General features: G+C 69.1%; 18 protein-coding genes. 10 read left to right on the top strand and 8 right to left on the bottom strand.

Annotated elements, in window-relative coordinates; genetic code table 11:
• Nucleotides 1-2: 2 nt before the first annotated feature.
• Both BY998_RS10575 and BY998_RS10570 read left to right on the top strand, forming a co-directional pair.
• On the top strand, nucleotides 3-974 hold the full coding sequence (locus BY998_RS10575) for an ATP-binding protein (RefSeq protein WP_110351588.1): 972 nt from the start codon (nucleotides 3-5) through the stop codon (nucleotides 972-974).
• Nucleotides 971-3,004, top strand: coding sequence for a TniQ family protein (locus BY998_RS10570; protein ID WP_110351587.1), 2,034 nt, complete (start codon nucleotides 971-973; stop codon nucleotides 3,002-3,004). Before BY998_RS10575 ends, BY998_RS10570 begins: the two co-directional genes overlap by 4 nt.
• A 39-nt stretch (nucleotides 3,005-3,043) precedes the next feature.
• Here BY998_RS10570 and BY998_RS10565 read toward each other — a convergent pair whose 3' ends face one another.
• From BY998_RS10565 to BY998_RS10555, 3 genes are all read right to left on the bottom strand, one after another.
• A complete protein-coding gene (locus BY998_RS10565; protein ID WP_110351586.1) occupies nucleotides 3,044-4,057 on the bottom strand; it encodes a hypothetical protein in 1,014 nt (337 codons plus the stop codon).
• A gap of 200 nt (nucleotides 4,058-4,257) precedes the next feature.
• On the bottom strand, nucleotides 4,258-5,088 hold the full coding sequence (locus BY998_RS10560) for a hypothetical protein (protein ID WP_110351585.1): 831 nt from the start codon (nucleotides 5,086-5,088) through the stop codon (nucleotides 4,258-4,260).
• A gap of 44 nt (nucleotides 5,089-5,132) precedes the next feature.
• Nucleotides 5,133-6,116, bottom strand: a complete 984-nt coding sequence (locus BY998_RS10555; RefSeq protein ID WP_110351584.1) for a hypothetical protein — start codon at nucleotides 6,114-6,116, stop codon at nucleotides 5,133-5,135.
• A gap of 129 nt (nucleotides 6,117-6,245) precedes the next feature.
• On the opposite strand from BY998_RS10555, the gene BY998_RS10550 reads away from it, so the two are divergent.
• The 3 genes from BY998_RS10550 (at nucleotide 6,246) to BY998_RS10540 (ending at nucleotide 8,533) form a co-directional block, all read left to right on the top strand.
• Nucleotides 6,246-7,178: a restriction endonuclease gene (locus BY998_RS10550; RefSeq protein ID WP_181425483.1), complete on the top strand. Its 933-nt coding sequence runs from the start codon at nucleotides 6,246-6,248 to the stop codon at nucleotides 7,176-7,178.
• A gap of 715 nt (nucleotides 7,179-7,893) precedes the next feature.
• Entirely contained in the window at nucleotides 7,894-8,154 is a 261-nt protein-coding gene (locus BY998_RS10545; protein WP_245421553.1) for a type II toxin-antitoxin system ParD family antitoxin, read from the top strand.
• 37 nt (nucleotides 8,155-8,191) lie between these two features.
• The gene (locus BY998_RS10540) at nucleotides 8,192-8,533 is read left to right on the top strand and encodes a type II toxin-antitoxin system RelE/ParE family toxin (RefSeq protein ID WP_245421548.1); all 342 of its coding nucleotides are present in this window, start codon (nucleotides 8,192-8,194) and stop codon (nucleotides 8,531-8,533) included.
• Between the two features lie 47 nt (nucleotides 8,534-8,580).
• Here the strand turns inward: BY998_RS10540 and BY998_RS10535 are convergent, their stop codons facing one another.
• Both BY998_RS10535 and BY998_RS24305 read right to left on the bottom strand, forming a co-directional pair.
• The gene (locus BY998_RS10535; protein ID WP_110351687.1) at nucleotides 8,581-9,204 is read right to left on the bottom strand and encodes a protein-L-isoaspartate(D-aspartate) O-methyltransferase; all 624 of its coding nucleotides are present in this window, start codon (nucleotides 9,202-9,204) and stop codon (nucleotides 8,581-8,583) included.
• A 34-nt stretch (nucleotides 9,205-9,238) separates the two neighbouring features.
• Nucleotides 9,239-9,397, bottom strand: a complete 159-nt coding sequence (locus BY998_RS24305; RefSeq protein WP_181425482.1) for a hypothetical protein — start codon at nucleotides 9,395-9,397, stop codon at nucleotides 9,239-9,241.
• Nucleotides 9,398-9,508: 111 nt separating this feature from the next.
• Here BY998_RS24305 and BY998_RS10530 point away from each other — a divergent pair, with 111 nt between their 5' ends.
• Nucleotides 9,509-9,835 (top strand): cupin domain-containing protein, encoded by a 327-nt coding sequence (locus BY998_RS10530; RefSeq protein ID WP_110351580.1) that lies wholly within the window; start codon nucleotides 9,509-9,511, stop codon nucleotides 9,833-9,835.
• 11 nt (nucleotides 9,836-9,846) lie between these two features.
• The gene (locus tag BY998_RS10525) at nucleotides 9,847-12,075 is read left to right on the top strand and encodes a glycosyltransferase family 2 protein (RefSeq protein WP_110351579.1); all 2,229 of its coding nucleotides are present in this window, start codon (nucleotides 9,847-9,849) and stop codon (nucleotides 12,073-12,075) included.
• Nucleotides 12,076-12,231: 156 nt separating this feature from the next.
• Here BY998_RS10525 and BY998_RS10520 read toward each other — a convergent pair whose 3' ends face one another.
• Entirely contained in the window at nucleotides 12,232-15,492 is a 3,261-nt protein-coding gene (locus BY998_RS10520; RefSeq protein ID WP_110351578.1) for a PAS domain S-box protein, read from the bottom strand.
• 364 nt (nucleotides 15,493-15,856) lie between these two features.
• Here BY998_RS10520 and BY998_RS10515 point away from each other — a divergent pair, with 364 nt between their 5' ends.
• Together BY998_RS10515 and BY998_RS24725 are read left to right on the top strand one after the other, a co-directional pair.
• Nucleotides 15,857-16,453 carry a pyridoxamine 5'-phosphate oxidase family protein gene (locus BY998_RS10515; RefSeq protein WP_110351577.1) on the top strand — a complete coding sequence of 199 codons (597 nt, stop codon included), beginning with the start codon at nucleotides 15,857-15,859 and terminating at the stop codon, nucleotides 16,451-16,453.
• Between the two features lie 102 nt (nucleotides 16,454-16,555).
• Complete coding sequence (locus tag BY998_RS24725; protein WP_245421546.1) at nucleotides 16,556-16,888, top strand: hypothetical protein; 333 nt, start codon at nucleotides 16,556-16,558, stop codon at nucleotides 16,886-16,888.
• 279 nt (nucleotides 16,889-17,167) lie between these two features.
• On the opposite strand, the gene metC is transcribed toward BY998_RS24725, so the two are convergent.
• Entirely contained in the window at nucleotides 17,168-18,355 is a 1,188-nt protein-coding gene (gene metC / locus BY998_RS10505; RefSeq protein ID WP_110351576.1) for a cystathionine beta-lyase, read from the bottom strand.
• An 80-nt stretch (nucleotides 18,356-18,435) separates the two neighbouring features.
• Nucleotides 18,436-18,600: an Rmf/CrpP family protein gene (locus BY998_RS24300; RefSeq protein ID WP_181425481.1), complete on the bottom strand. Its 165-nt coding sequence runs from the start codon at nucleotides 18,598-18,600 to the stop codon at nucleotides 18,436-18,438.
• Between the two features lie 146 nt (nucleotides 18,601-18,746).
• Here BY998_RS24300 and BY998_RS10500 point away from each other — a divergent pair, with 146 nt between their 5' ends.
• A complete protein-coding gene (locus BY998_RS10500; RefSeq protein WP_110351575.1) occupies nucleotides 18,747-19,037 on the top strand; it encodes a hypothetical protein in 291 nt (96 codons plus the stop codon).
• Nucleotides 19,038-19,090: the final 53 nt, after the last annotated feature.

Raw genomic sequence — 19,090 nt, 5'->3', positions numbered from 1 at the left:
CCATGACGCTCGAAGACCGCATCGCCCACGCCAAGCTGCAGTTCCGCCTGTTCAGGCTCCCGAACTCCCGCGTCGACCGCATCCGCCGGGAGATCAACATCCTCCGGAAGGTCGGAGAGGGATCGCGCAAGCTGTGGGAGCAGAAGGGCATGCGCGGCCCCCGCATCCCCCAGAAGTACCTCGCCATCATCGGGCCTTCCGGTTCAGGGAAGAGCACCTGCATCAAGACCTACGTCGAGGAGATGCTGGAGGACGAGGCGCTCGACGATGAGGTGAAGCCCGTGGCGCACGTCACGCTGTCGGCGGAAGCCAACACCAAGTCCCTCGGGTCCGACATCTTGGAGGAATACGACGACGCCGAGTTCAACGTCGGCATCGCCCGGACGCTGCTGAAGCGCGCCAGCAACGCGATGGAGATGGCGAGGACCGACGTCATGGTGCTCGACGAGTTCCACCACCTCATCCGGAACGACAAGGGCACCGACCGCTCCTGGACGGTGACGGAGACTGTCAAGCGGATGCTGATCCGCGGCGCCTGCCCCCTCGTGCTCGTGGGCATCGAGACGGCCAAGCCGCTGCCCGTGAACAACCCGCAGATCGCGCAACGCGCCTACACGCCGCTCTTCATCAAGCCGCTCGACGCCAAGTACGCCGCGGACAGGCAGGAGTTCCTCGACCATTGCCACGGCTTCGACCTGAAGCTCGTCGAGCACGGCATCTTCGAGGAGAGGTCCGGCCTGCTGGCCAACGGCATCCCGGCCAACATGTTCGACGTCAGCGGCGGCGTGATCGGCACGGCCTCAAACACCTTCGAGGCCGCCGCCGTTTTCGCCCTTGAGCGCGGCGCCCGGCGCATCGAGTGGGAGGACCTCGTCGAGGCGGTGGACGCTTGGGCCATCGAGATGGGGATGACCGACCACAATCCATTCCGGCATGGTCCGCGAGCGCTGCGCGACCGCGAGAAGACAAAGTGAGCGCCCCCGGCGTGGCCGCCTCGGACCTTTCCGGATACCGCATGAAGGCCCCCGGGAGGCGGGGAGACCGCCTGCGGCCGCTGATGTTCAGGCCCGACCCCGCGCCGATCCCGGGGGAGAGCCTGCTCGGGCTGGTCGCACGCGCGACGACGCGGAACGGGTATCCCTCGCTGCTCAAGGTGATCCGGCTGGCCGACATCGGGCGAGGGCAGACGAACAGCATCCCGGCGCAGGTCACGGACGAGGAGGCGGAACGCCTCGCCTACGTCATGAAGGTCCCGACGGACGAGGTGGTCTCTCGCCTTCATCGGACCTTCACTTTCCCAGACCGCGAGGGGGAGTTCATCAACTTCTTCGGTGTCATGATTCAGGCTCGTTACCGGGAGAAGCGTTACCGGCGAATCTCCCCGCTGGCCCTAAGGCGGTCCCCGCACCACCGCGCCATCCACGACCTGGCACCGTTCTCGTTCTGCCCGGAGACGATGGAGACCCTGCTCGACAGGTGCCCGATCTGCCGCAGGCATCTGCAATGGGGCACGACCCGCGGGATCGCCTTCTGCGAAAGCTGCCGCGACGAGGACGACGAGCCCCTCGTTGACCTGAGGGACCATCCGCAGCCGCTGGTCGAGGTGGACGACGAGGCCGGGCTCAGGCTCCTGACCGACCTCGTCGACCCGGACCCCGCACGGCGGGCGAAGGCGGTCGGGAACGTCGACCCCGCCCTGGCAGGGACGACCCCGGGCGACCTGTTCGAACTTGCCATTATGCTCGCGCGGGCCGCCATGACACCCTCGCGGATGATCGAAACGCAGGTCCGCAGCCTGCGGGGGCCGGACGATTGCGCGTTCCTGACCCCGCACATGCTTTCGGTCATGGGACGCACGCTCATGGAATGGCAAGTCGGCATCGGGCGCCTGTGCGATCAGGCGCGCGAGAGGGCCGACGAGCGACCGCGGCTCTTCGGGGCGTTCAAGGAAATCGGCCACCTCCGAAACGCGGCTTGGAGCCTGTCGCTGACGCCCGCCCTCCGCGAGGCGGTCCGGATGGCCTTCGCGGAGGACATGAGGCGCACCGCGTTCGAACAATCGCCCTTCCGCAAGCGGGTGCACCGGCACCGCGAGGAACTCGTCGACACGATGGAAGCGGCGGCCATCCTCGGCGTCAAGCACGCCCACATGCCCAAGCTCGCCGCCCGCGGCGCGCTGAAGGCTCTCGCCATGGAGGGCGCCGACAGGACCCTGACGCTCTACGACCGAGCGGAGGTCGAGGCCATCGCCCAGGTCAAGCGGGACATGACCGAGGCGACCAAGGCGGCCCGCGCGGTCGGCCTGCCCGTCGAGGCGCTTGAGGCGCTGGCGGATGCCGGCATGGTCGCCCGTGCGGAAGGCCCGGCCCTCCTGCTCGGGATGGGCAGCCTCTACTTCCGGCAATCCACGCTCGACGCCCTGGTGGCGTCCATTCTCGACCGGATGTCGCCAGGCCGGCCGGTCGTCGGGACCCGGCGGATCTGCTCCGTTCTGAACCGGCTGCCGCCGGGCGACAAGCCGTGGCTCGGGATAGTGCGGGCCCTGGCGTCGGGCGAACTCGCCGCGTGGGGGGAGGGCGAGCGCCTCGTCGAACGTCTGTTCGTCGACGAGGCCCGGCTCACGGGCATCGTGCTCGCCGGGGCGCCGACAGATGCCGCCGCCCCCGACGAGGAGGCGAGACTCTCCTACCGCGAGGTCGCCCCGCTCATCGGCATGCCGGCGCCGAACGTCACTTGGCTCGTCGCGGCGGGCCTGCTTGGGAGCGGGACGGGCGGGGACCGGCGCATCACGAGGCGCGACGTCAGGGCGTTCAACGAGAGCTACGCGAGCACCGCCGAGGTGGCGCGCACCCTCGGCGTCCACCCGTCGTTCGTGAAGCGTCTCATGGCCGAGAAGGGGATCGAGCCGGCGGCCGCCCTTCACAAGGGCAACAGGCTCGTCTGGCGCCGGGCCGAGGTTTTCCCGGGCCAGTCCAATCCGTCCCGGGTAGGGCGACCCTTTTAGAATCGGGCCGCGATTCCGTCCGCGATGGGAGCCAATGACTCAGTCGAACAAGCGACCGTCCAGGGCCTGTGCGGCCAACGTGCCCGGAGCCCTGTTCGGCAGGCGGGCGCCGCTCAAGTTCTCGATGTCGAAGTAGCGGTGCCCCATCATCCCGCCGCCCGTTCGCTTTCGGAAGTCCGTCGGGGTGAAGGCGTCCACCACGTAGTAGCGGTGGCGGGAGGCTTCCAGCCCCGGGTAATATGCCTGTGCCGCGGCGACGACGTCTCTGATGGCCTGTCGGCGCGCGTCGTCCAGCGAACCGGTCTCCGGGTCGTCGAAGGTCATCTCGCCGGCGGCGTCCTGAACTGCGGCAACCGCGGCGACGATCCGGCCGACATGGCTGACCTGCCGGTCGTGGTAGAGGCCGAGGAAGGCCGCGCGCTGCCACTTTGGGTTCCGGTCGACCGGTTCGTAGTAGACCCCGTGCGCGAGATTGTCCCGCCACGACGTGCCCGTGAGCATCGCCACCAGGAACTGGTCCTCCCGCGGCACGAGGCCCTGGGAGAAGACGAAGTCGGTGAACTCCTGGACGACCTCCCTGAGGGCGAGGTCGGTCACGGGGAGTTGCCCGACCTGCTCGACGAGGTCGCCGAAGCTCGCCGGCACGACCTTGATGCCGTGCTCCCGCGCCATCTCCATGACCTCGTCCGGGATGGAGCCCCTCTGCCCTGCGGTCAGCGACACCAGGTAAGTGCCCTTCCGGCCGGGAAGGCGGTCCACGATGGTCCGGCAGTGTCGCCGCAACTGGCCCGGGTCGGCCGCGGAGCCCAGCTTCGTCTCGACGAAGACGGCGAGCGGCTCCTGGAGGATGAGCCCGTCCGGCACGCTGTGGGCGCCGGCGACCTGCTGCGAGAAGCGGGGCCCGACCGTCACCTCGTCGGCGCACAGCGCCTGCAGCAGCCCTTCGAGGAGCTTCGGCGAGGCGTTGTAGAGCATGCGCAGCATGACCATGACGTGGTTCGTCACCACGTTCTCGGCCTGGTGGTAGCGCGGGAACCTCGTCACGTCCGCCATGTAGCCGCCCGTCCGCTATAACCTTGACAGTGTCAGGATAGGGCAGGTGAGCATCATCGCTAGGGTGAAACTGTGCATCATCCGAGGTCGACGGTGCGACGTCCCCGGATCGAGCGCACGCGGACCGTCTGCATCTCTTGCGTCCACATTGACGAGGCCACGCCGTCCGGCCCGGCCTCGTCGTTGAGCGCCGTCGACGTTTAGGCAACCGCTCTGAGGCTCACGAGATGGCGCACCTTATCGCGCAACAGTTCGCTCCGCCGGAGCACCTCGGCACCGCCAGACACGGCCCGAACGGCCGCGCCCGTGGTGATCCCGAGTTGCACCTTGTACCGGTTCCACTGCTGCCCGCTCGGATGGAGCACCCCGCCCAGGAGGCGGTCACCATTGATCAGCCCACGCGCGGCGAGGTCTTCGAGGACGAGCAGGGCGTTGATGCCGAACGGCACGATCCTGGCATTCGAGAGCTGGGCGAGTTCCGGGACAAGGTTCTCCTCGACCATGCGCCTCATCAGAGGTCGTGCCATGATACGCCGGTCTCCTGCGAAGTTCGCGCCGTCCTTGAGGACGGGATAGCGCAGCACCGAGGTGGTGTGGACGCGTGTCGCGGCGGAGCCGAAGAGGTCGGCCGTGCTGCGGAGGCCGAACACCTGGTGCAGGCCAAGATGATCCATCAAGCGGGCACCGAGGTCTCGCATGCCGGCGAAGGACGCGGTGGACTTCGCCGCCGCTGCAGCCTCCTCGACGGAGGCCCCTCTCATTGTGGCCGAGCGCAGCGCCAAGAGTGCGTCCTTGGCCTGCCGCTTACCTGGCGTAACCCCGACGATCACGATGTCCGCGTCGTCGTTGATCCAGTCGAACGGGGCGTAGAAGGCGCTGAAGCGGCCCTCGCGGCCGAGGCCGAAGACATCGTCACGAAGGAGGGAATGTCCGGACGCATCGACGCAGCGCGTGATCTCGTCCGCGGACTGCGCTCTCAGGACGGGGAGGACACGCTCGATCTGGGCGCGAGCGGAAACATTGAGGCTCATTGGGTTGCTCCTTGCTTTTGTTTGTCTCGGGTGCGGGTGGGGGTTCAGATCCGAGCGGCGGCCTCAGATGCCATCCGGTCGAGGGCAGCCCGGGTGGTCCGTTCCCAGCGGACCCCTCGCGCCTGCGTCCGGAGCCCGCGCGGGGTCGGGCGCCGCCAGACAGGCTCCGGCGACCGCTGCAGGGCGGTCAGGGCCTCTTCGAAGGTCGGCCAAATCGTCTCCCGACCGGTTGGACCGGTCGTGAAACCATCCTCGTGGCCGACGCCGGGATGAAACGTCGAACCGTCGGCGGCGACTGGCACGAACAGCATCTCATCGATGGCCTCTTCCAGGTCGACGCCGGCCAGATCCTCGAACGTGTTCTGGTCGCGCCAGGTCGATGGGCGGAACTGCTTGCGCTGCTTCAGCCAATCCAAGGCTTGGGATGCAGGTACCGCCCCGTCCTTCGGATCGAAGACACGTTCGCTGCCAGCCATCATGTTGCGGATGCGCCGCTCGCTGACACCTCCGAACTCGGCGAGCGCCCAAGGTTCGACGAGGCCACCGGTGTCGAGGGCGAAGCGCCCGCGCGCCAGCCGCAGGGTGCGGCCCGCGTCGGCCGGATCGATCTCCCAGGCTTCGAACGGCACTTTGCCCATGAAAGCGCCGGCCCGCGCGATTTCGTCCCGCAGGTAGCCTTCGCGCTCCGGCGCGGCGGACGCGCCAGTCAAGGCGATGCCGTAGTAGGCGTAGGCGTTCAGGTTATGGAAGGTGACACCGAGCTCCCAGCAGTAGGCATCCCCGAACGCGTCGTCGCGCAGGACCTCTGCCCAGTCCTCGGGAGCCTCGACGCGGTATCCCAACTGCCGCACGAACGCGGCCATGCCGATATTGGCGTTCTCCGTGCCTACAAGCTCGGCAAGGAGGCGACCGGCGCCGACGACGATCTCAATCAGGGTGGCGCCCTCGAAGTCGTTCCCGTTGCCATACTGGCTGTGGAACTGCTCACGAAGCAGCTCGGCGTCCGTGGGCGCATTGGTGGCGGTCATATGCATCTCCGTGATGTCGGGTCATCCCGTCGTCACGGAGTTAACTCTCACAAGCCCGGCGGCACAGCAATGCTATTTTCGTGATGGCGTGCTATCACGACGCCCCGACACAATCGCACGGACTAGGCTTTGCCCGATCTTCCCACCTCCGTCCGCTATGTAAAAAACGGTGCCGGTGGACGCTGGTGGCCGGACGCGAAGAGCCGGTCAGGCCTTCACGCCGGCTGGAGCCGAGTGCCGGATGAGATGCTTCGTGCCACCGACTTATCGGCCATCGCGGCCATCCTGCGCGAGCAGTACGGCTTGAAGCCGGGGGCCACGCAGGATCTGAATGCGCTCCGGTCGCTCCTCGAAAGTCCAAGCCGGCACCTGTGGGTGACTTTCGAGGACGGCTTCATGTGGTGGTCGACCGTGCGCGACGGCATCACCATCAGCCCAGACAACGAGACGGTCGAGCACGGCCATTTCTGGCTAGACCTTGATCGGCCTTGGTCTAACCGCTCTCTGACCGGGCGCTACCTTGCCATGTCGGAACTGCCCGGCGTCGTCACGACCACGGCGGGGTTCCAAGGGACGATCTGCGAGCCGAAGGGTTGGCGTGAGATCCTTTGCCTGATCCGCGACGAGGAGGACGAAGAGGCTGCCGCCGCCATTGCCGCTCAGCTCGCCTACCAAGCGGCGGTTGGCAAGCTCGTCGCCCGGCTTCGGCCGAAGGATTTCGAGGTGCTTGTCGATCTCATCCTGTCGCGGTCCGGCTGGACGCGACTCGCCAAGCTCGGCGGCGCAACGGAGGGCATCGATGTTGAGGTGGAGAACCCTGCCACCGACGAGATAGCCTTCGTTCAGGTCAAGGCTGCGGCGGGACAGAAAACGCTCGACGACTACGTCGGCAGGTTCCGTGAGCGTCGCGAACGATACCACCGGATGATCTTCGCCGTGCATTCCCCGAAGGGCTCGCTGGCCGCGCCGCCCGGCGAGCCGGTTCAGGTATGGGATGGCCCGAAGGTGGCGAAGCTCGTCGTAAGGCTTGGTCTTGGTGACTGGCTGGTCAAGCGCATCTGAAAATGGCGACCGGGCTCCCTATCCCGGCATAGCCCCGGCGGCGCGGTGACCAGGGAAACGTTGGCTTGAGGGCCGAGCGGTCGCTTCGCCCCTATCCTGTGCGGTATGGCAGGATGCTTCGCCCTTATCCGGTATCCCTCAGCGCGCTGCTTCGCTCTTATTCGGCGGCCCTTTCGCTTGGACCAACGAAAGCGGAATGCACAAGAGGGAAGGGCGCAGGGACGGCCGACCGTCGGCGAGCGCTCCTCCACTGTGAGACGGATGCCCGGCGGGCGCGGCGCCCCAGAACAGCTTGCGAATGAAACGGATGCTTCGCCGTGGCCGCAAGCTCGACCTGAGCATCTGTGCTTCGCTCTTATCCTGCGTGCGGAGTGCAAGCCGCTTCGCCGTTATCCAGTATACTGAGCGTGAAGCGCTTCGCCCTTATCCTGTAAGGTAGCGCCGAACAGGCGCTGCGCCTGGCAGACGCATGCCCGCCCAGGAGGTCGATTTCGGCCTGCTTCGCCGTTAGGCTGGAAACCCGGGGTTCGAACCGCCCTTAACCGGGAAGGCGTTTCGCCGTTATTCAGGTCACCGAGAGAAAATAAATTCGCTCTTATTCGGTGCCGACATGAGCGCTCGTGGACGATCGCAAGGCGCCCCGCCCCGCGCGCTTCTGTTGACAAGAATTGCCGATCAGGTTCCCTCATCCGTCGGGAGACATGCCGTGGCCACCATGAATGTGAGCCTGCCCCCTGAATTGCTGTCGTTCGTGGACGAACTCACGCGTTCCGGCGGCTATGCGTCGGCGAGCGAGGTCGTCCGGGAGGGCTTGCGCCTGCTGGAGCAGGAAAAGGCCGCCGAGGCCGAGAGGCTTGCGATCCTGAAGCGCGAGGTCGAAGGCGGCCTGGACGATCTGCGGGCTGACCGTTTCAGCGACAGGACCGCGGCCAGCATCGCCCAGGCCGTGATGCGCAAGGCCGGCCGTGCGCCTTAGGCTCACGCGTCGAGCGGACGAGGACATCGAGCAGATCTTGGAGGAAACGCTCCGCGCGTTCGGCTCTCGTCAGGTGCAGGCCTACGCGGAGCTGATCGACAGGGCGATCGCCATGGTAGTCGAAGAGCCTCGGCGTCCGTCCTCGAAGATCCGACCGGAGATCGCAGCTGGAATTCGCTCGTTCCACGTCGCTCTGGCCGGCAGGCGCCGGACCGGAGCGTCGCACGTCCTCTACTTCACAGTGGTGGATGCGGCGGACGATGCGGGCGAAGTCGTGATCCTCCGCATCCTGCACGACAGGATGGAGCCGCGCCGGAGGCTTCCCGGCGGCCTCGATCCGACGAGTGCGGCCGGCGATGACGGCATCGCCACGGCTTGAGCGATCGGTGGAGCCGCAATCGGGTGCTTCACGGATCGGATCGCCCCTCACCCCCTCTCCGTCGCAACCTCCCCCCGCACGAGCGGCACGAACGAGACCGGGCCGAGATCCGTGCTCGCGAAGCGCTCCGGTCCGCTGCGAGTCAGCCGCAGCAGCGTCTGCCCGCCGGGCGGGCCGACGGGGAGCACGAGATGGCCGCCGGGCGTGAGCTGGTCTTTCAGCGCCGCCGGCACGTCCGGGCCGGCCGCCGAGACGAGGATCGCGTCGAAGGGCGCGGCCTCCGGCCAGCCGGCGCGGCCGTCCCCGATGCGCAGGGCCACGGCGTCGAAGCCGAGGGCGGCGAGCCGAGCCCGGGCAGCCTCGCCGAGGCGGGCGTGGCGCTCGACCGCGAAGACCGCGGCGCCCATCCGCGCCAGCACGGCCGCCGCGTAGCCGCAGCCGGCCCCGACTTCCAGCACCCGCGCGCCGGGCTGCACGGCCAGAGCCGCGATCATCAGGGCGACGATGGCGGGCTGCGAGATCGTCTGACCCTCGCCGATCGGCAGCGGCCCGTCGCGGTAGGCCTCCTGCGCCAGCGCCGGCGCGACGAAGGCCTCCCGCGGTACGCTGCCCATCGCCGCGAGCACGGCCGGATCGCGGATGCCGCGGGCGATCAGCTGCGTCTCGACCATGCGGGCGCGCGCGGCGGCGAGGTCCGGCACCGTGCTACCCCTCCCGCTCGTCCTCCGCCTCGCCGGGGGGAGGGGCGTCCTGCGCCGGTCTCGGCGGCAGGGTCGGGGGCCGCACCCGGCCGGGGCTCGGCGGCGTCGGCAGGCCCGCATCCGCGTCGGCGGGCGGGAGCGGCGGAGGCTCGGTCTCGGGCATCGTGCTACACCCTTCGCTAGAGGCGGCCCGGGCGAGGCGGGTCGCCCGTGTTCAACGCCCGGAACGCCGGCCGGTGTCCGCCCTTCCCGCCATCGAGGAGCGCCCCTGCGCATGACCGCCTGCCCGAACCTGTTCGCCGGCGTCCCGGCGCGCGCCGAAGAGGAGGTCTTCGAGACGCTGCTGGCCGCGCCGAACGCGCGGATCGAGCGCATCGTCTCGACGGGGCAGGCGAGCCCGCCGGGCCACTGGTACGATGGGGCCGAGGACGAGTGGGTCGCGGTGCTGAAGGGTGCCGCCGAACTGCGCTTTGCCGATGAAGAAGCGCCGCGTCATCTCGCCGAGGGCGACCACCTGCTGATCCCGGCGCACCGCCGCCACCGGGTCGAGCGCACGGCAAATCCGACGATCTGGCTCGCGGTTCACCTCGCGCCGCGCTAACGCCTTGCATCATGATCGCGTGCCGCATCGAACCCAAGGGACAGGTCGAGCCGGAGGGCGAGGGCCTCTGGCGCTCCACCGGGTCCGACCCGCAATTTCGCCTGACCCATCCGCGGGGCGGGCGGCTGTTCCCGTTCCGGCTGGCCCCGGGCTGGGTGCGCATCCGCGCCGACATCGAGGGACTCGGCGCGACCAAGACCGTGCCGCTCCTCTACGTCGATGACGGCTCGGGCTTCCGCGAGGACGAGGCGGTCCGGCTGGAGATGCGGGAGGAGGGCGGGATCGACGATCTCGTGTACCTGCCGCGCCGGGTGCGGGGGTTGCGCCTCGATCCGCTCGCCGCGAGCGGGCGCTTCCGCCTCTCGCGAGCCACCCTCGAGCCCTTGCGCGGCCCCGCCGCCGCGCTCGCCGTGGCCCGCCGGCTCCTGGCCCGGCTCCCGGAGGAGGAGCGGGGCGCGCGAGCGGTGATCGGGCGCCTTGCCCACGTCGCGCGAAGCCGCCCGCCCGCCGCCCTATGGCGGGATTTCTGGGACAGCGCCCGGCCGCGCCCGGCCGCGGCCTCCTACGCCGCCTGGATCGAGCAGGTCGAGCGCCCGGCCCTGCCGAGCCCGGAGGCGATGCGGACGGCGATCGCCGGCTTCCGGGTGCGGCCGCGCATCTCCATCGTCATGCCGGTCTACAACACGCCCAAACCCTATCTCGAGGCGGCGCTCGCCAGCATCCGGGCGCAAGCCTATCCCGACTGGGAGCTGTGCCTGACCGACGACGCCTCGAGCGCTCCCCACATCGCGCCGATGCTCGACGCGCTGGTGCGCGAAGAGCCGCGGGTGCGCCTTCACCGGCGAACCCAGAACGGCGGCATCGTCGGCGCGAGCAACGACGCGCTGGCGCTCGCGACCGGCGACTGGCTCACCCTGATCGATCACGACGACGCGATTCCGCCGCACGCGCTCTACGCCCTCGTCGCGGCTCTGAACGCCGATCCGCAGACCGACTTCCTCTACTCGGACGAGGACAAGATCACGGTGCGCGGCGAGCGCTACGAGCCGTTCTTCAAGCCGGACTGGTCCCCGGAGACGCTGGAGGCCTGCATGTACACGGCCCATCTGGCGCTCTACCGGCGAGACATCGTCGCCCGCATCGGCGGCTTCCGGGCGGAGTGCGAGGGCGCCCAGGATTACGACTTCGTGCTGCGCTACACCGAGCACGCGAGGCGCGTGCGCCACGTGCCCCAGGTGCTCTACCATTGGCGGGCGATCCCCGGCTCGACCGCCCAGGCCATGGACAACAAGGGCTACGTGGTCGCCGCCGCCGTCCGCGCGCTCGAAGACCGGGCGCGGCGCACCGGCGGGCTCGATTCCGTGCGCCCCACCGCCTTTGCCGGCAGCTTCCACCTGCGCCGTCCGCTGACGGAACGGCCCCTGGTCTCGATCGTGATCCCGACCGCCGGCCGCGACAGCGAGGTCCGCGGTCGCACCGTCGATCTTCTCGCCGCCTGCCTCGCCAGCATCCGCGAGCGGAGCCGCTACGAAAACCTCGAGATCGTCGCGGTCGACAACGGCGACCTGCGGCCCTCGACCCGCGCGGCCCTGGAGCAATTCGGGGCGCGTTCCGTCACTTGGGACCAGCCCGTCTTCAACGTCGCGGCCAAGATGAACCTCGGCGCGCGCGCGGCACGCGGTGATGTGCTCGTCTTCCTCAACGACGACATCGAGGTCATCAGCCCCGACTGGATCGAGGCGATGCTGGCGCTCCTGCAGATCCCCGGCGTCGGCGCGGTCGGCCCAAAACTCCTGTTCGAGACGGGCGAGTTGCAGCATGTCGGCGTCACCGTGATCGACGCGACGCCCGATCATCCCCGCCGCTCCTATCCGCGGGAGGATCCGGGTCACTTCTTCTCGACCGCGGGCAACCGCAACTATCTTGCGGTGACGGGCGCCTGCGTGATGGTGCGGCGGTCCGAGTTCGAGGCGATCCAGGGCTTCGACGAGGGCTTTGCCGTCAACTACAACGACGTCGATCTCTGCCTGCGCCTGCGCGAGCGGGGTCTGCGCAGCGTCTATTGCGCGCAAGTCGAACTCTACCATTACGAGAGCCGCAACCGCGCCCGCACCGTCGCGGCGGACGAGCAGGCCCGCTTCCGGGCACGCTGGGCGGAGACGATCCCGCGCGACCCCTATTACAGCGAGTGGTTCGAGGCCCTGCCGCCCACCTTCGAGCTCGACCCGGCGCGGTTCTGAGCCGCTATGCGGACGCGCGGTCCGTCATCGCTCGGCTGGCGCTCGCGATGACGGGGAGGGCTGGCATGGGACGCGATTCGTTGATCCGTGCGGCCTCCGAGCGAAACACGAAATCCGGACTGCACATCTATCGAACCGACTGCGTAGGACGTCCCCTTATCGCGAATTGATCATCTGCTTGATGCGCGCGGCCAGCACCTCCATCACGAAGGGCTTGGTGATGACCTGCATGCCGGGCTCCAGATGCCCGTTGCCCACCGCCGCGTTCTCCGCGTAGCCCGTGATGAACAGCACCTTCAGGCCCGGCCGAAGGGCCCGGCCGGCATCGGCCACCTGCCGCCCGTTCATGCCGCCGGGCAGGCCGACATCGGTCACCAACAGGTCGATGCGGGCGTTCGATTGCAGCACCTTCAGGCCCGAGGGGCCGTCCGCCGCCTCGATCGCGGTGTAGCCGAGATCTTCCAGCACCTCCGTCACCAGCATCCGCACGGTCGGCTCGTCGTCGACGATCAGCACCGTCTCGCCCTGTTCGGCGCGGGGCGCCGCGGCGAGGTCGGGGGCCGCGTCCGGCTCTTCCGCCGCGCCGTAATGGCGCGGCAGGTAGAGGCACATCGTCGTGCCCTGGTCGATCTCGGAATAGATCCGCACCTGCCCGCCCGACTGGCGCACGAAGCCGTAGATCATCGAGAGGCCGAGCCCGGTGCCCTGGCCGATGGGCTTCGTCGTGAAGAACGGGTCGAAGGCCTTGGCGATCACGTCCGGGCTCATGCCGGTGCCGGTGTCGGTCACGCAGAGCGAGAGGTACTGGCCGGGATCGAGGTCGCGCTCGCGGGCGGTCCGGTCGTCGAGCCAGCGGTTGGCGGTCTCGATCGTGATGCGCCCGCCCTCCGGCATGGCGTCGCGGGCGTTGATGCAGAGGTTCAAGAGCGCGTTCTCGAGCTGGCTCGGATCGACCAGCACCGACCAGAGCCCGCCCGCGGCCACCACCTCCAGGGTGATGGAGGGGCCGATGGTGCGGCGGAGCAGGTCCTCCATGCCGGTCACCAGCCGGTTCACGTCGGTGGGCTTGGGGTCGAGCGTCTGGCGGCGTGAGAAGGCGAGCAGCCGGTGGGTCAGCGCCGCGGCGCGCTTGGCGGCACCCTGCGCGGCGTTGACGTAGCGGTCGATCTCCGTGAGCCGCCCTTGAGCGAGGCGGGTCTGCAGCAGTTCGAGCGAGCCGGTGATGCCGGTGAGCAGGTTGTTGAAGTCGTGGGCGAGCCCGCCGGTGAGCTGGCCCACCGCCTCCATCTTTTGGCTTTGGCGCAGGGCCTCCTCGACCCGCATCAGCTCCGCGGTGCGGCTCGCCACCTGCTGTTCCAGGCTGGCGTTGAAGGCCTCCAGCTGCGCCTTGGCGCGCAGCTCCGCCTCAATGTTGCGCGCCTCGATCACCGTGCCGATCGCGGTGCCCCGCTCGTCGCGGATCGGGCTGGCGGTGAAGGCGACGGGGTAGAACGAGCCGTCCCGGTGAACGAAGATCTCCTGGCCCTGCTCCTGGTTGTTCTCCGGGAAGGCCTGGTCGATCGGGCAGTCGTGCAGCGGGTAGGGGCTGCCGTCGGGCCGGGTGTGGTGCACGACGTCGTGGAGCGCCTTCCCTTGCGTCTCCTCCAGGCTGTAGCCGGTCAGGCGCTCGGCGGCGCGGTTCATGTAGGCGCAGTGCTGGCGCTCATCCATCATGAAGACGGCCTGGGTCGCGTTGTCGAGCACCGCGTCGAGGCGGCGGGTGGTCTCGAGAAGCCGCTCCTCGATGGCCTTGCGCGCGGTGATGTCGATGGCGGTGCCCAGCACGCGAAGGCAGCGCCCTTGCGCATCGAACACGCCGCGCCCCTTGGCCGCCACCCAGCGGACGAGGCCGTCCTCCTTGCCGATGGTCCGGTACTCGATGTCGTAGAGCGCGCGCGTGTGAGGGTCGGCCGCGGCGGCGTAGGCGGCGCTGGTTCTCGGCCGGTCCTCCGGATGGAGCCCGATGTAGAAATCGTCCATCGAGACCGGCACCTCGGGCGAGATGCCGAACATCGCCTTCACCCGCGCCGGCCAGAACAGGGTGCCGGCGATCGGATCGACGTCCCAGAAGCCGACCTCGGCGTTCTCCACCGCGACGCGCAGGCGCTCTTCGCTCTCGGCCAGCGCCAGCTCGGCGGCGCGGCGCTCCTCGATGTCGACGACCGAGCCGATATAGCCGAGGAAGGCCCCGTGGGCGGAGAAGCGCGGGCTCGCGGAGTCGATCGCCCAGCGATAGGCGCCGTCGGCGCGGCGCAGGCGGTATTCGAGCTGGAAGGCCTCGCGCCGGGCATTGGCGGCGAGGAAGGTTTCCCCCGACCAGCCGCGATCGTCCGGGTGGACCGCCTCCAGCCAGCCGAGGCCGAGCGCCCCCACCTCGTCCTGGCCGGTGAACTCGTACCAGCGCCGGTTCAGGTAGAGGCAGGCGCCCTGCGCGTCCGTCACCCACATCATCACGGGGGCGTCGTCCGCCATGGTGCGGAAGCGCGCCTCGCTCTCGGCGAGCGCGGCGTTGCCGGCGATCCGCTCGGTGACGTCCGACCCGTCGACGAACACGCCGGTGACCGTCCCGGTCGCGTCGCGCATGGGCTGGTAGACGAAGTCGAGGAAGCGCTGCTCCGGCGCGCCGCCGGGCACGCGCAGCAGCGTCACGGGTGCGCCGTGCGCCGAATGGGTGCGGCCCGTGGCGTAGACCTCGTCGAGCAGCTCGAAGAAGCCCTGGCCCGCGATCTCCGGCAAGGCCTCGCGCACCGGCTTGCCGATCACGTCGCGGTGGGCCACGAGCCCGCGGTAGGCGGCGTTGGCGAAGGAGAAGACGTGGCCGGGCCCGTCGAGCACGGCGACGAAGCTCGGCGCCTGCTCGAACAGCCCCGCGAGGCGCTCGCGCTCGGCCCGCATCTGCCGTCCCGCCCGCACCGCGGCGGTGGTCTCCGAGCAGGCGCAGAACATGCCGGCCACGGTGCCGTCCTCGATCCGCACGGGCGTGTAGCCGAAGGCGAAGTGGGTCTCCTCCGGGAAGCCGTTGCGATGCATCGTGAAGGCGATGTCGTCCATATGCGTGGCCTCGCCCGCATAGGCACGCGACAGGATCGGCTCCACCTGATCCCAGATGTCGTGCCAGACCTCCGCGAAGCTGCGGCCGAGCGCCCAGGGATGGCGGCCGCCGCACATCGGAGCGTAGCCGTCGTTGTAGAGCGTGACGTAGGCCTCGCCCCAGACGATCAGCATGGGCTGGCGCGAGCCGAGCATCACGCCGACCAGGGTTTTGAGCGCGACCGGCCATGTCTCCGGGGAGCCGAGCGGCGTGTCCGCCCAGTCGTGGGCGCGAATCAGGGCGCCCGTCTCGCCGCCGCCGTCGAGGAAGGGGGGCAGACTGCTCACGCGGCGGCATCCCGGGGCGGACGGGGCCGCCCGCCGGGCAGGGCGGTCTGGCGAGCAGGAGGCATCGGGGAGGGGATCAAGGGTGACGCGGGCAAGATGGAAGCGGGACGGTGAGCGTTCGAGAGCGTTCAACGCGGCCGCGGGCAAGCCGTGCCATCGACGCGTTGCGCGTGCCATGACAGATCAATCCCAACCAACCAAATCGGGGCAGGAATCACGAGGCCGTGCGGAACCGCGGCGCGGCCGGTCGGCTCGCAAGCCGTCCGCGCCTTGCCAGGGGCCGACCCTCGCGCCAGCTTCGCGCAGGGCCGCCTTCGGCCCGGACCCGTTCGGCCCGAAACCCTCTTCGCGCAGGAGCCCCGGCGTGGACGCGCTGCCTTCCTTCTACGACGACCTCGACGGCTTTCGCGCGGAAGGCTGGCGGCGCCTCGCGGAGGGCGTCGCCAACCGGCACAGCGCCTTCCACACGCCGTCGCTGGCCACGGTCGACGCGGAGGGGCACCCACGCCTGCGCACGGTGGTGCTGCGCGCGAACGATGCCGGGGCAGAGACCTTGCGCTTCCACTGCGACCGGCGCTCGGACAAGGCCCGGGAGATCGCGCAATCGGGCCGCGCCGCCCTCCACGTCTACGATCGGGCCACCAAGCTTCAGCTTCGCCTGGAGGCGAGAGCGAGCCTTCACGTCGACGATGAAATCGCCGACGCCGCCTGGGCGAGCGCCCTGGCGATGAGCCGGGTCTGCTACGGGGTGCAGCCCGCCCCCGGCACGGCCTTGCCGGCGGGCGAGGCCTACGCCCTGCCCGACGAGGATCCGGAGGCACGGGTCGGCCGCGAGAATTTTTGTGCTGTCATGCTGACGGCCGAGCGGCTCGACCTGCTCTATCTCGACCGGCGCGGGCACCGGCGGGCGGTTTTTTCGCGGGAGGGAGAGGACCGGCGGGGGACGTGGGTGACGCCCTGAGGGCAAAGCCCGGCACACATTGATCGCAGGAGGGGCGGCTTGCGACCGGTTGCGTACGCCTGCCGCCTCACTTTCTCTGGAATGGCGGGCCAGAGGCGCCGCATGACGAACGAACCGGTCACCCTCGCCGAAACGCATCCCAGCGACATCATAGCGTTCAAGTCCGAGCTGCAGGACGCCTTCGCGGTGGCGGTTGCTGACGAGTTCGGGGAACTGCCTGATGGGCCGATCCCATCCGACGAAGTGCTGGATGCTGCCGTCAAAGCTCCAGGTGCTGTGGCCCTTCGCATCTTGTGCGGCGGGCGGAAAATCGGTGGCGCCGTCGTCACGATCAACGAGGAGACCCATCACAACTCGCTCGACCTGTTTTTTCTAAAGGTCGCCGAGCACGGCCGCAGCTTGGGCCTTCAGGCTTGGCGTGCCATTGAGCGATGATTTCCCGAAACAATCACTTGGCAGACGCACACCCCATATTTTGAGAAGCGGAACATCCATTTTTACGTCAATAAATGTGGCTTCAAAATCATCGAGTTCTTTAATAATATCATTCGGATCCAAACCAGCCGGGAGGGCAAGACGACCTCCCTGGCGATGGCGATGCATTTCAATTCGAGAAGGTCATGAGACCATCGCAGTTGGTGCTGGCCAACTTGGAATGACCGGTTTCCACCCTCGCCAACCCATCCAAACGCTCAGGCCGACCGAGTTTGCCCCTCAGGCCAAAGCCGCCATGCGCGCGAAGCCGGCCTCCAGATCCGCCTTCAGATCCTCCGGATCCTCCAGGCCGATATGGAAGCGCAGGGCGGGGCCGCCGGGCTGCCAGCGGGTGGCGGTGCGGTAGACGGTCGGGTCGAAGGGAATGACGAGGCTCTCGAAGCCGCCCCAGGAAAAACCCATCCCGAACAGTTCGAGCCCGTCGAGGAAGGCGGCGAGCGCCTCCTCCGAGACGGGCTTCAGGATCACGCCGAACAGGCCCGAGGCGCCGGAGAAGTCGCGCTTCCAGATCGCGTGGCCGGGATCGTCGGGCAGCGCCGGATGCAGCACCCGCAGCACCTCGGGGCGGGCCTGGAGCCACTCGGCCATGGCGAGCCCCCGGGCGCCGTGCTCGCGCAGGCGCAGGCCCATGGTGCGCAGTCCCCGGAGTCCTAAGAAAATGTCCTCGGGGCCGGGGCAATTGGCGAAGTGCTCGTAGGTGCGCTTGAGCGCCGGGTAGTGCTCGGCGTTGGCCGAGACGAGGCCGAGCAGCAGGTCCGAGCCGCCGCTGAGATACTTGGTGCCGGCCTCGACCGCGAGGTCGACGCCCCGCTCGTGGGGCGGGAACAGCAGCGGCGTGGCCCAGGTGTTGTCCATCACCACCGTGCCGCCGCGGGCGTGCATCGCCTCGGCGATGGCGGGCACGTCCTGCATCTCGAAGGTCTGCGAGCCCGGCGCCTCCACGAGCACGGCGCGGGTGTTGTCGCGCATCAGCCCGGCGATGCCCGCACCGATCACCGGGTCGAAATACTCGACGTCTACGCCGTAGCGCCTCAGCACCCCGTCGCAGAAGATGCGGGTCGGGCGGTAGGCGGAATCGGTGACGAGGAGGTGGTCGCCCGCGCTCACGCAGGTCATCAGCGCCAGCGTCAGCGCCGAGAGGCCGGACGGCGCCAGCACGGTGCCGGCCGCCCCGGCGACCTCGCTCCAGGCCTCGCAGAGCGCGTCCATCGTCGGGGTGCCGGAGGTGCCGTAATTGTAGCGCCCGCGCCGGTGCTTGATGTCGTCGTAGGTCGGATAGAGGACCGTCGAGCCGCGATAGATCGGCGTGTTGACGAAGCCGTGCTGGGCGCCCGGATCGCGCCCGGCGAGAACGAGGCGAGTGTCGGCGCCGAAGCGGCCGCGGTCGCGGGGAGGGGACTTGGACATCGGCCTCGGAGGGGAAGAGAGGGCGTTCGGGCTGAGGCCCTTTCAGCCCTCCGGGGCCGGCAGCGTCAAGGCGCTTCGCGTCAGGCCTTCGGATCGTCGGCCGCCGCCTCCTCGTAGGCCTGGAGCCAGGCCTCGCGGTCCTGCGAGCCCTCCGGGTAGGGGCATTCCTCGACGCTCTTGCCGTAGAGCCGCGCGTTGCGCCCCTGGATGAAGGGACTGTCGCTCGCGGTCGCCTGTTCGTTCATGGCGAAGATCCTTTGCCGGTTGTCTTGAAGTGGGCCGGCCCGCGTCGGGCCCGGCCGTCCGGTTCATTAACGAGAGGGCGGGCATCCTGTTTCCGGAGCCGCTCCGTCACGGTTCCGCGTATCTGCGTTCCTGTGAGTGCGTCGCCTTGAGCATTCTGCGCGTCATCGTCTTCGGCACCATCACGGCCCTCGGAACTCTCAGCGTCGTCCTCGTGAGCGCGGATCGCCTCACGCATCCGGCCGTGGCCGCCGTCCCGGCTCCCGCGCTGGTGCGGGCGGCGCCGCAACGGCCCGATCCCGTCACCACCGGCACGGTGACCCAGGGGCCGGATGCGGGCGACACCGCCAAGAGCCGCATACTCACCGGCTTCGACACCGAGCGGCTCAACGCCCTGATGCGCGGCGAGACCCTCCCGGCTCCCGCCCGCAAGCGCTGACCGGACGCCCGGTCCGGGCTACAAGCGGCGTCCCGTCACGCCGCCGACCCGGG

Source organism: Methylobacterium sp. B4, assembly GCF_003201865.1.
In the GTDB taxonomy this organism is placed as follows: domain Bacteria; phylum Pseudomonadota; class Alphaproteobacteria; order Rhizobiales; family Beijerinckiaceae; genus Methylobacterium.
Note: the sequence above shows the minus strand (reverse complement) of the source record. Positions and strands in the feature narration are given on the sequence as shown.

Bases quoted from the DNA above. Each gene is read 5' to 3' on its own strand.
- BY998_RS10575 (WP_110351588.1), top strand. From the start codon at position 3: ATGACGCTCGAAGACCGCATCGCCCACGCCAAGCTGCAGTTCCGCCTG.
- BY998_RS10565 (WP_110351586.1), bottom strand. From the start codon at position 4,057: ATGGCGGACGTGACGAGGTTCCCGCGCTACCACCAGGCCGAGAACGTG.
- BY998_RS10560 (WP_110351585.1), bottom strand. From the start codon at position 5,088: ATGAGCCTCAATGTTTCCGCTCGCGCCCAGATCGAGCGTGTCCTCCCC.
- BY998_RS10555 (WP_110351584.1), bottom strand. From the start codon at position 6,116: ATGACCGCCACCAATGCGCCCACGGACGCCGAGCTGCTTCGTGAGCAG.
- BY998_RS10545 (WP_245421553.1), top strand. From the start codon at position 7,894: ATGAATGTGAGCCTGCCCCCTGAATTGCTGTCGTTCGTGGACGAACTC.
- BY998_RS10535 (WP_110351687.1), bottom strand. From the start codon at position 9,204: ATGGTCGAGACGCAGCTGATCGCCCGCGGCATCCGCGATCCGGCCGTG.
- BY998_RS24305 (WP_181425482.1), bottom strand. From the start codon at position 9,397: ATGCCCGAGACCGAGCCTCCGCCGCTCCCGCCCGCCGACGCGGATGCG.
- BY998_RS10530 (WP_110351580.1), top strand. From the start codon at position 9,509: ATGACCGCCTGCCCGAACCTGTTCGCCGGCGTCCCGGCGCGCGCCGAA.
- BY998_RS10525 (WP_110351579.1), top strand. From the start codon at position 9,847: ATGATCGCGTGCCGCATCGAACCCAAGGGACAGGTCGAGCCGGAGGGC.
- BY998_RS24725 (WP_245421546.1), top strand. From the start codon at position 16,556: ATGACGAACGAACCGGTCACCCTCGCCGAAACGCATCCCAGCGACATC.
- metC (WP_110351576.1), bottom strand. From the start codon at position 18,355: ATGTCCAAGTCCCCTCCCCGCGACCGCGGCCGCTTCGGCGCCGACACT.
- BY998_RS24300 (WP_181425481.1), bottom strand. From the start codon at position 18,600: ATGAACGAACAGGCGACCGCGAGCGACAGTCCCTTCATCCAGGGGCGC.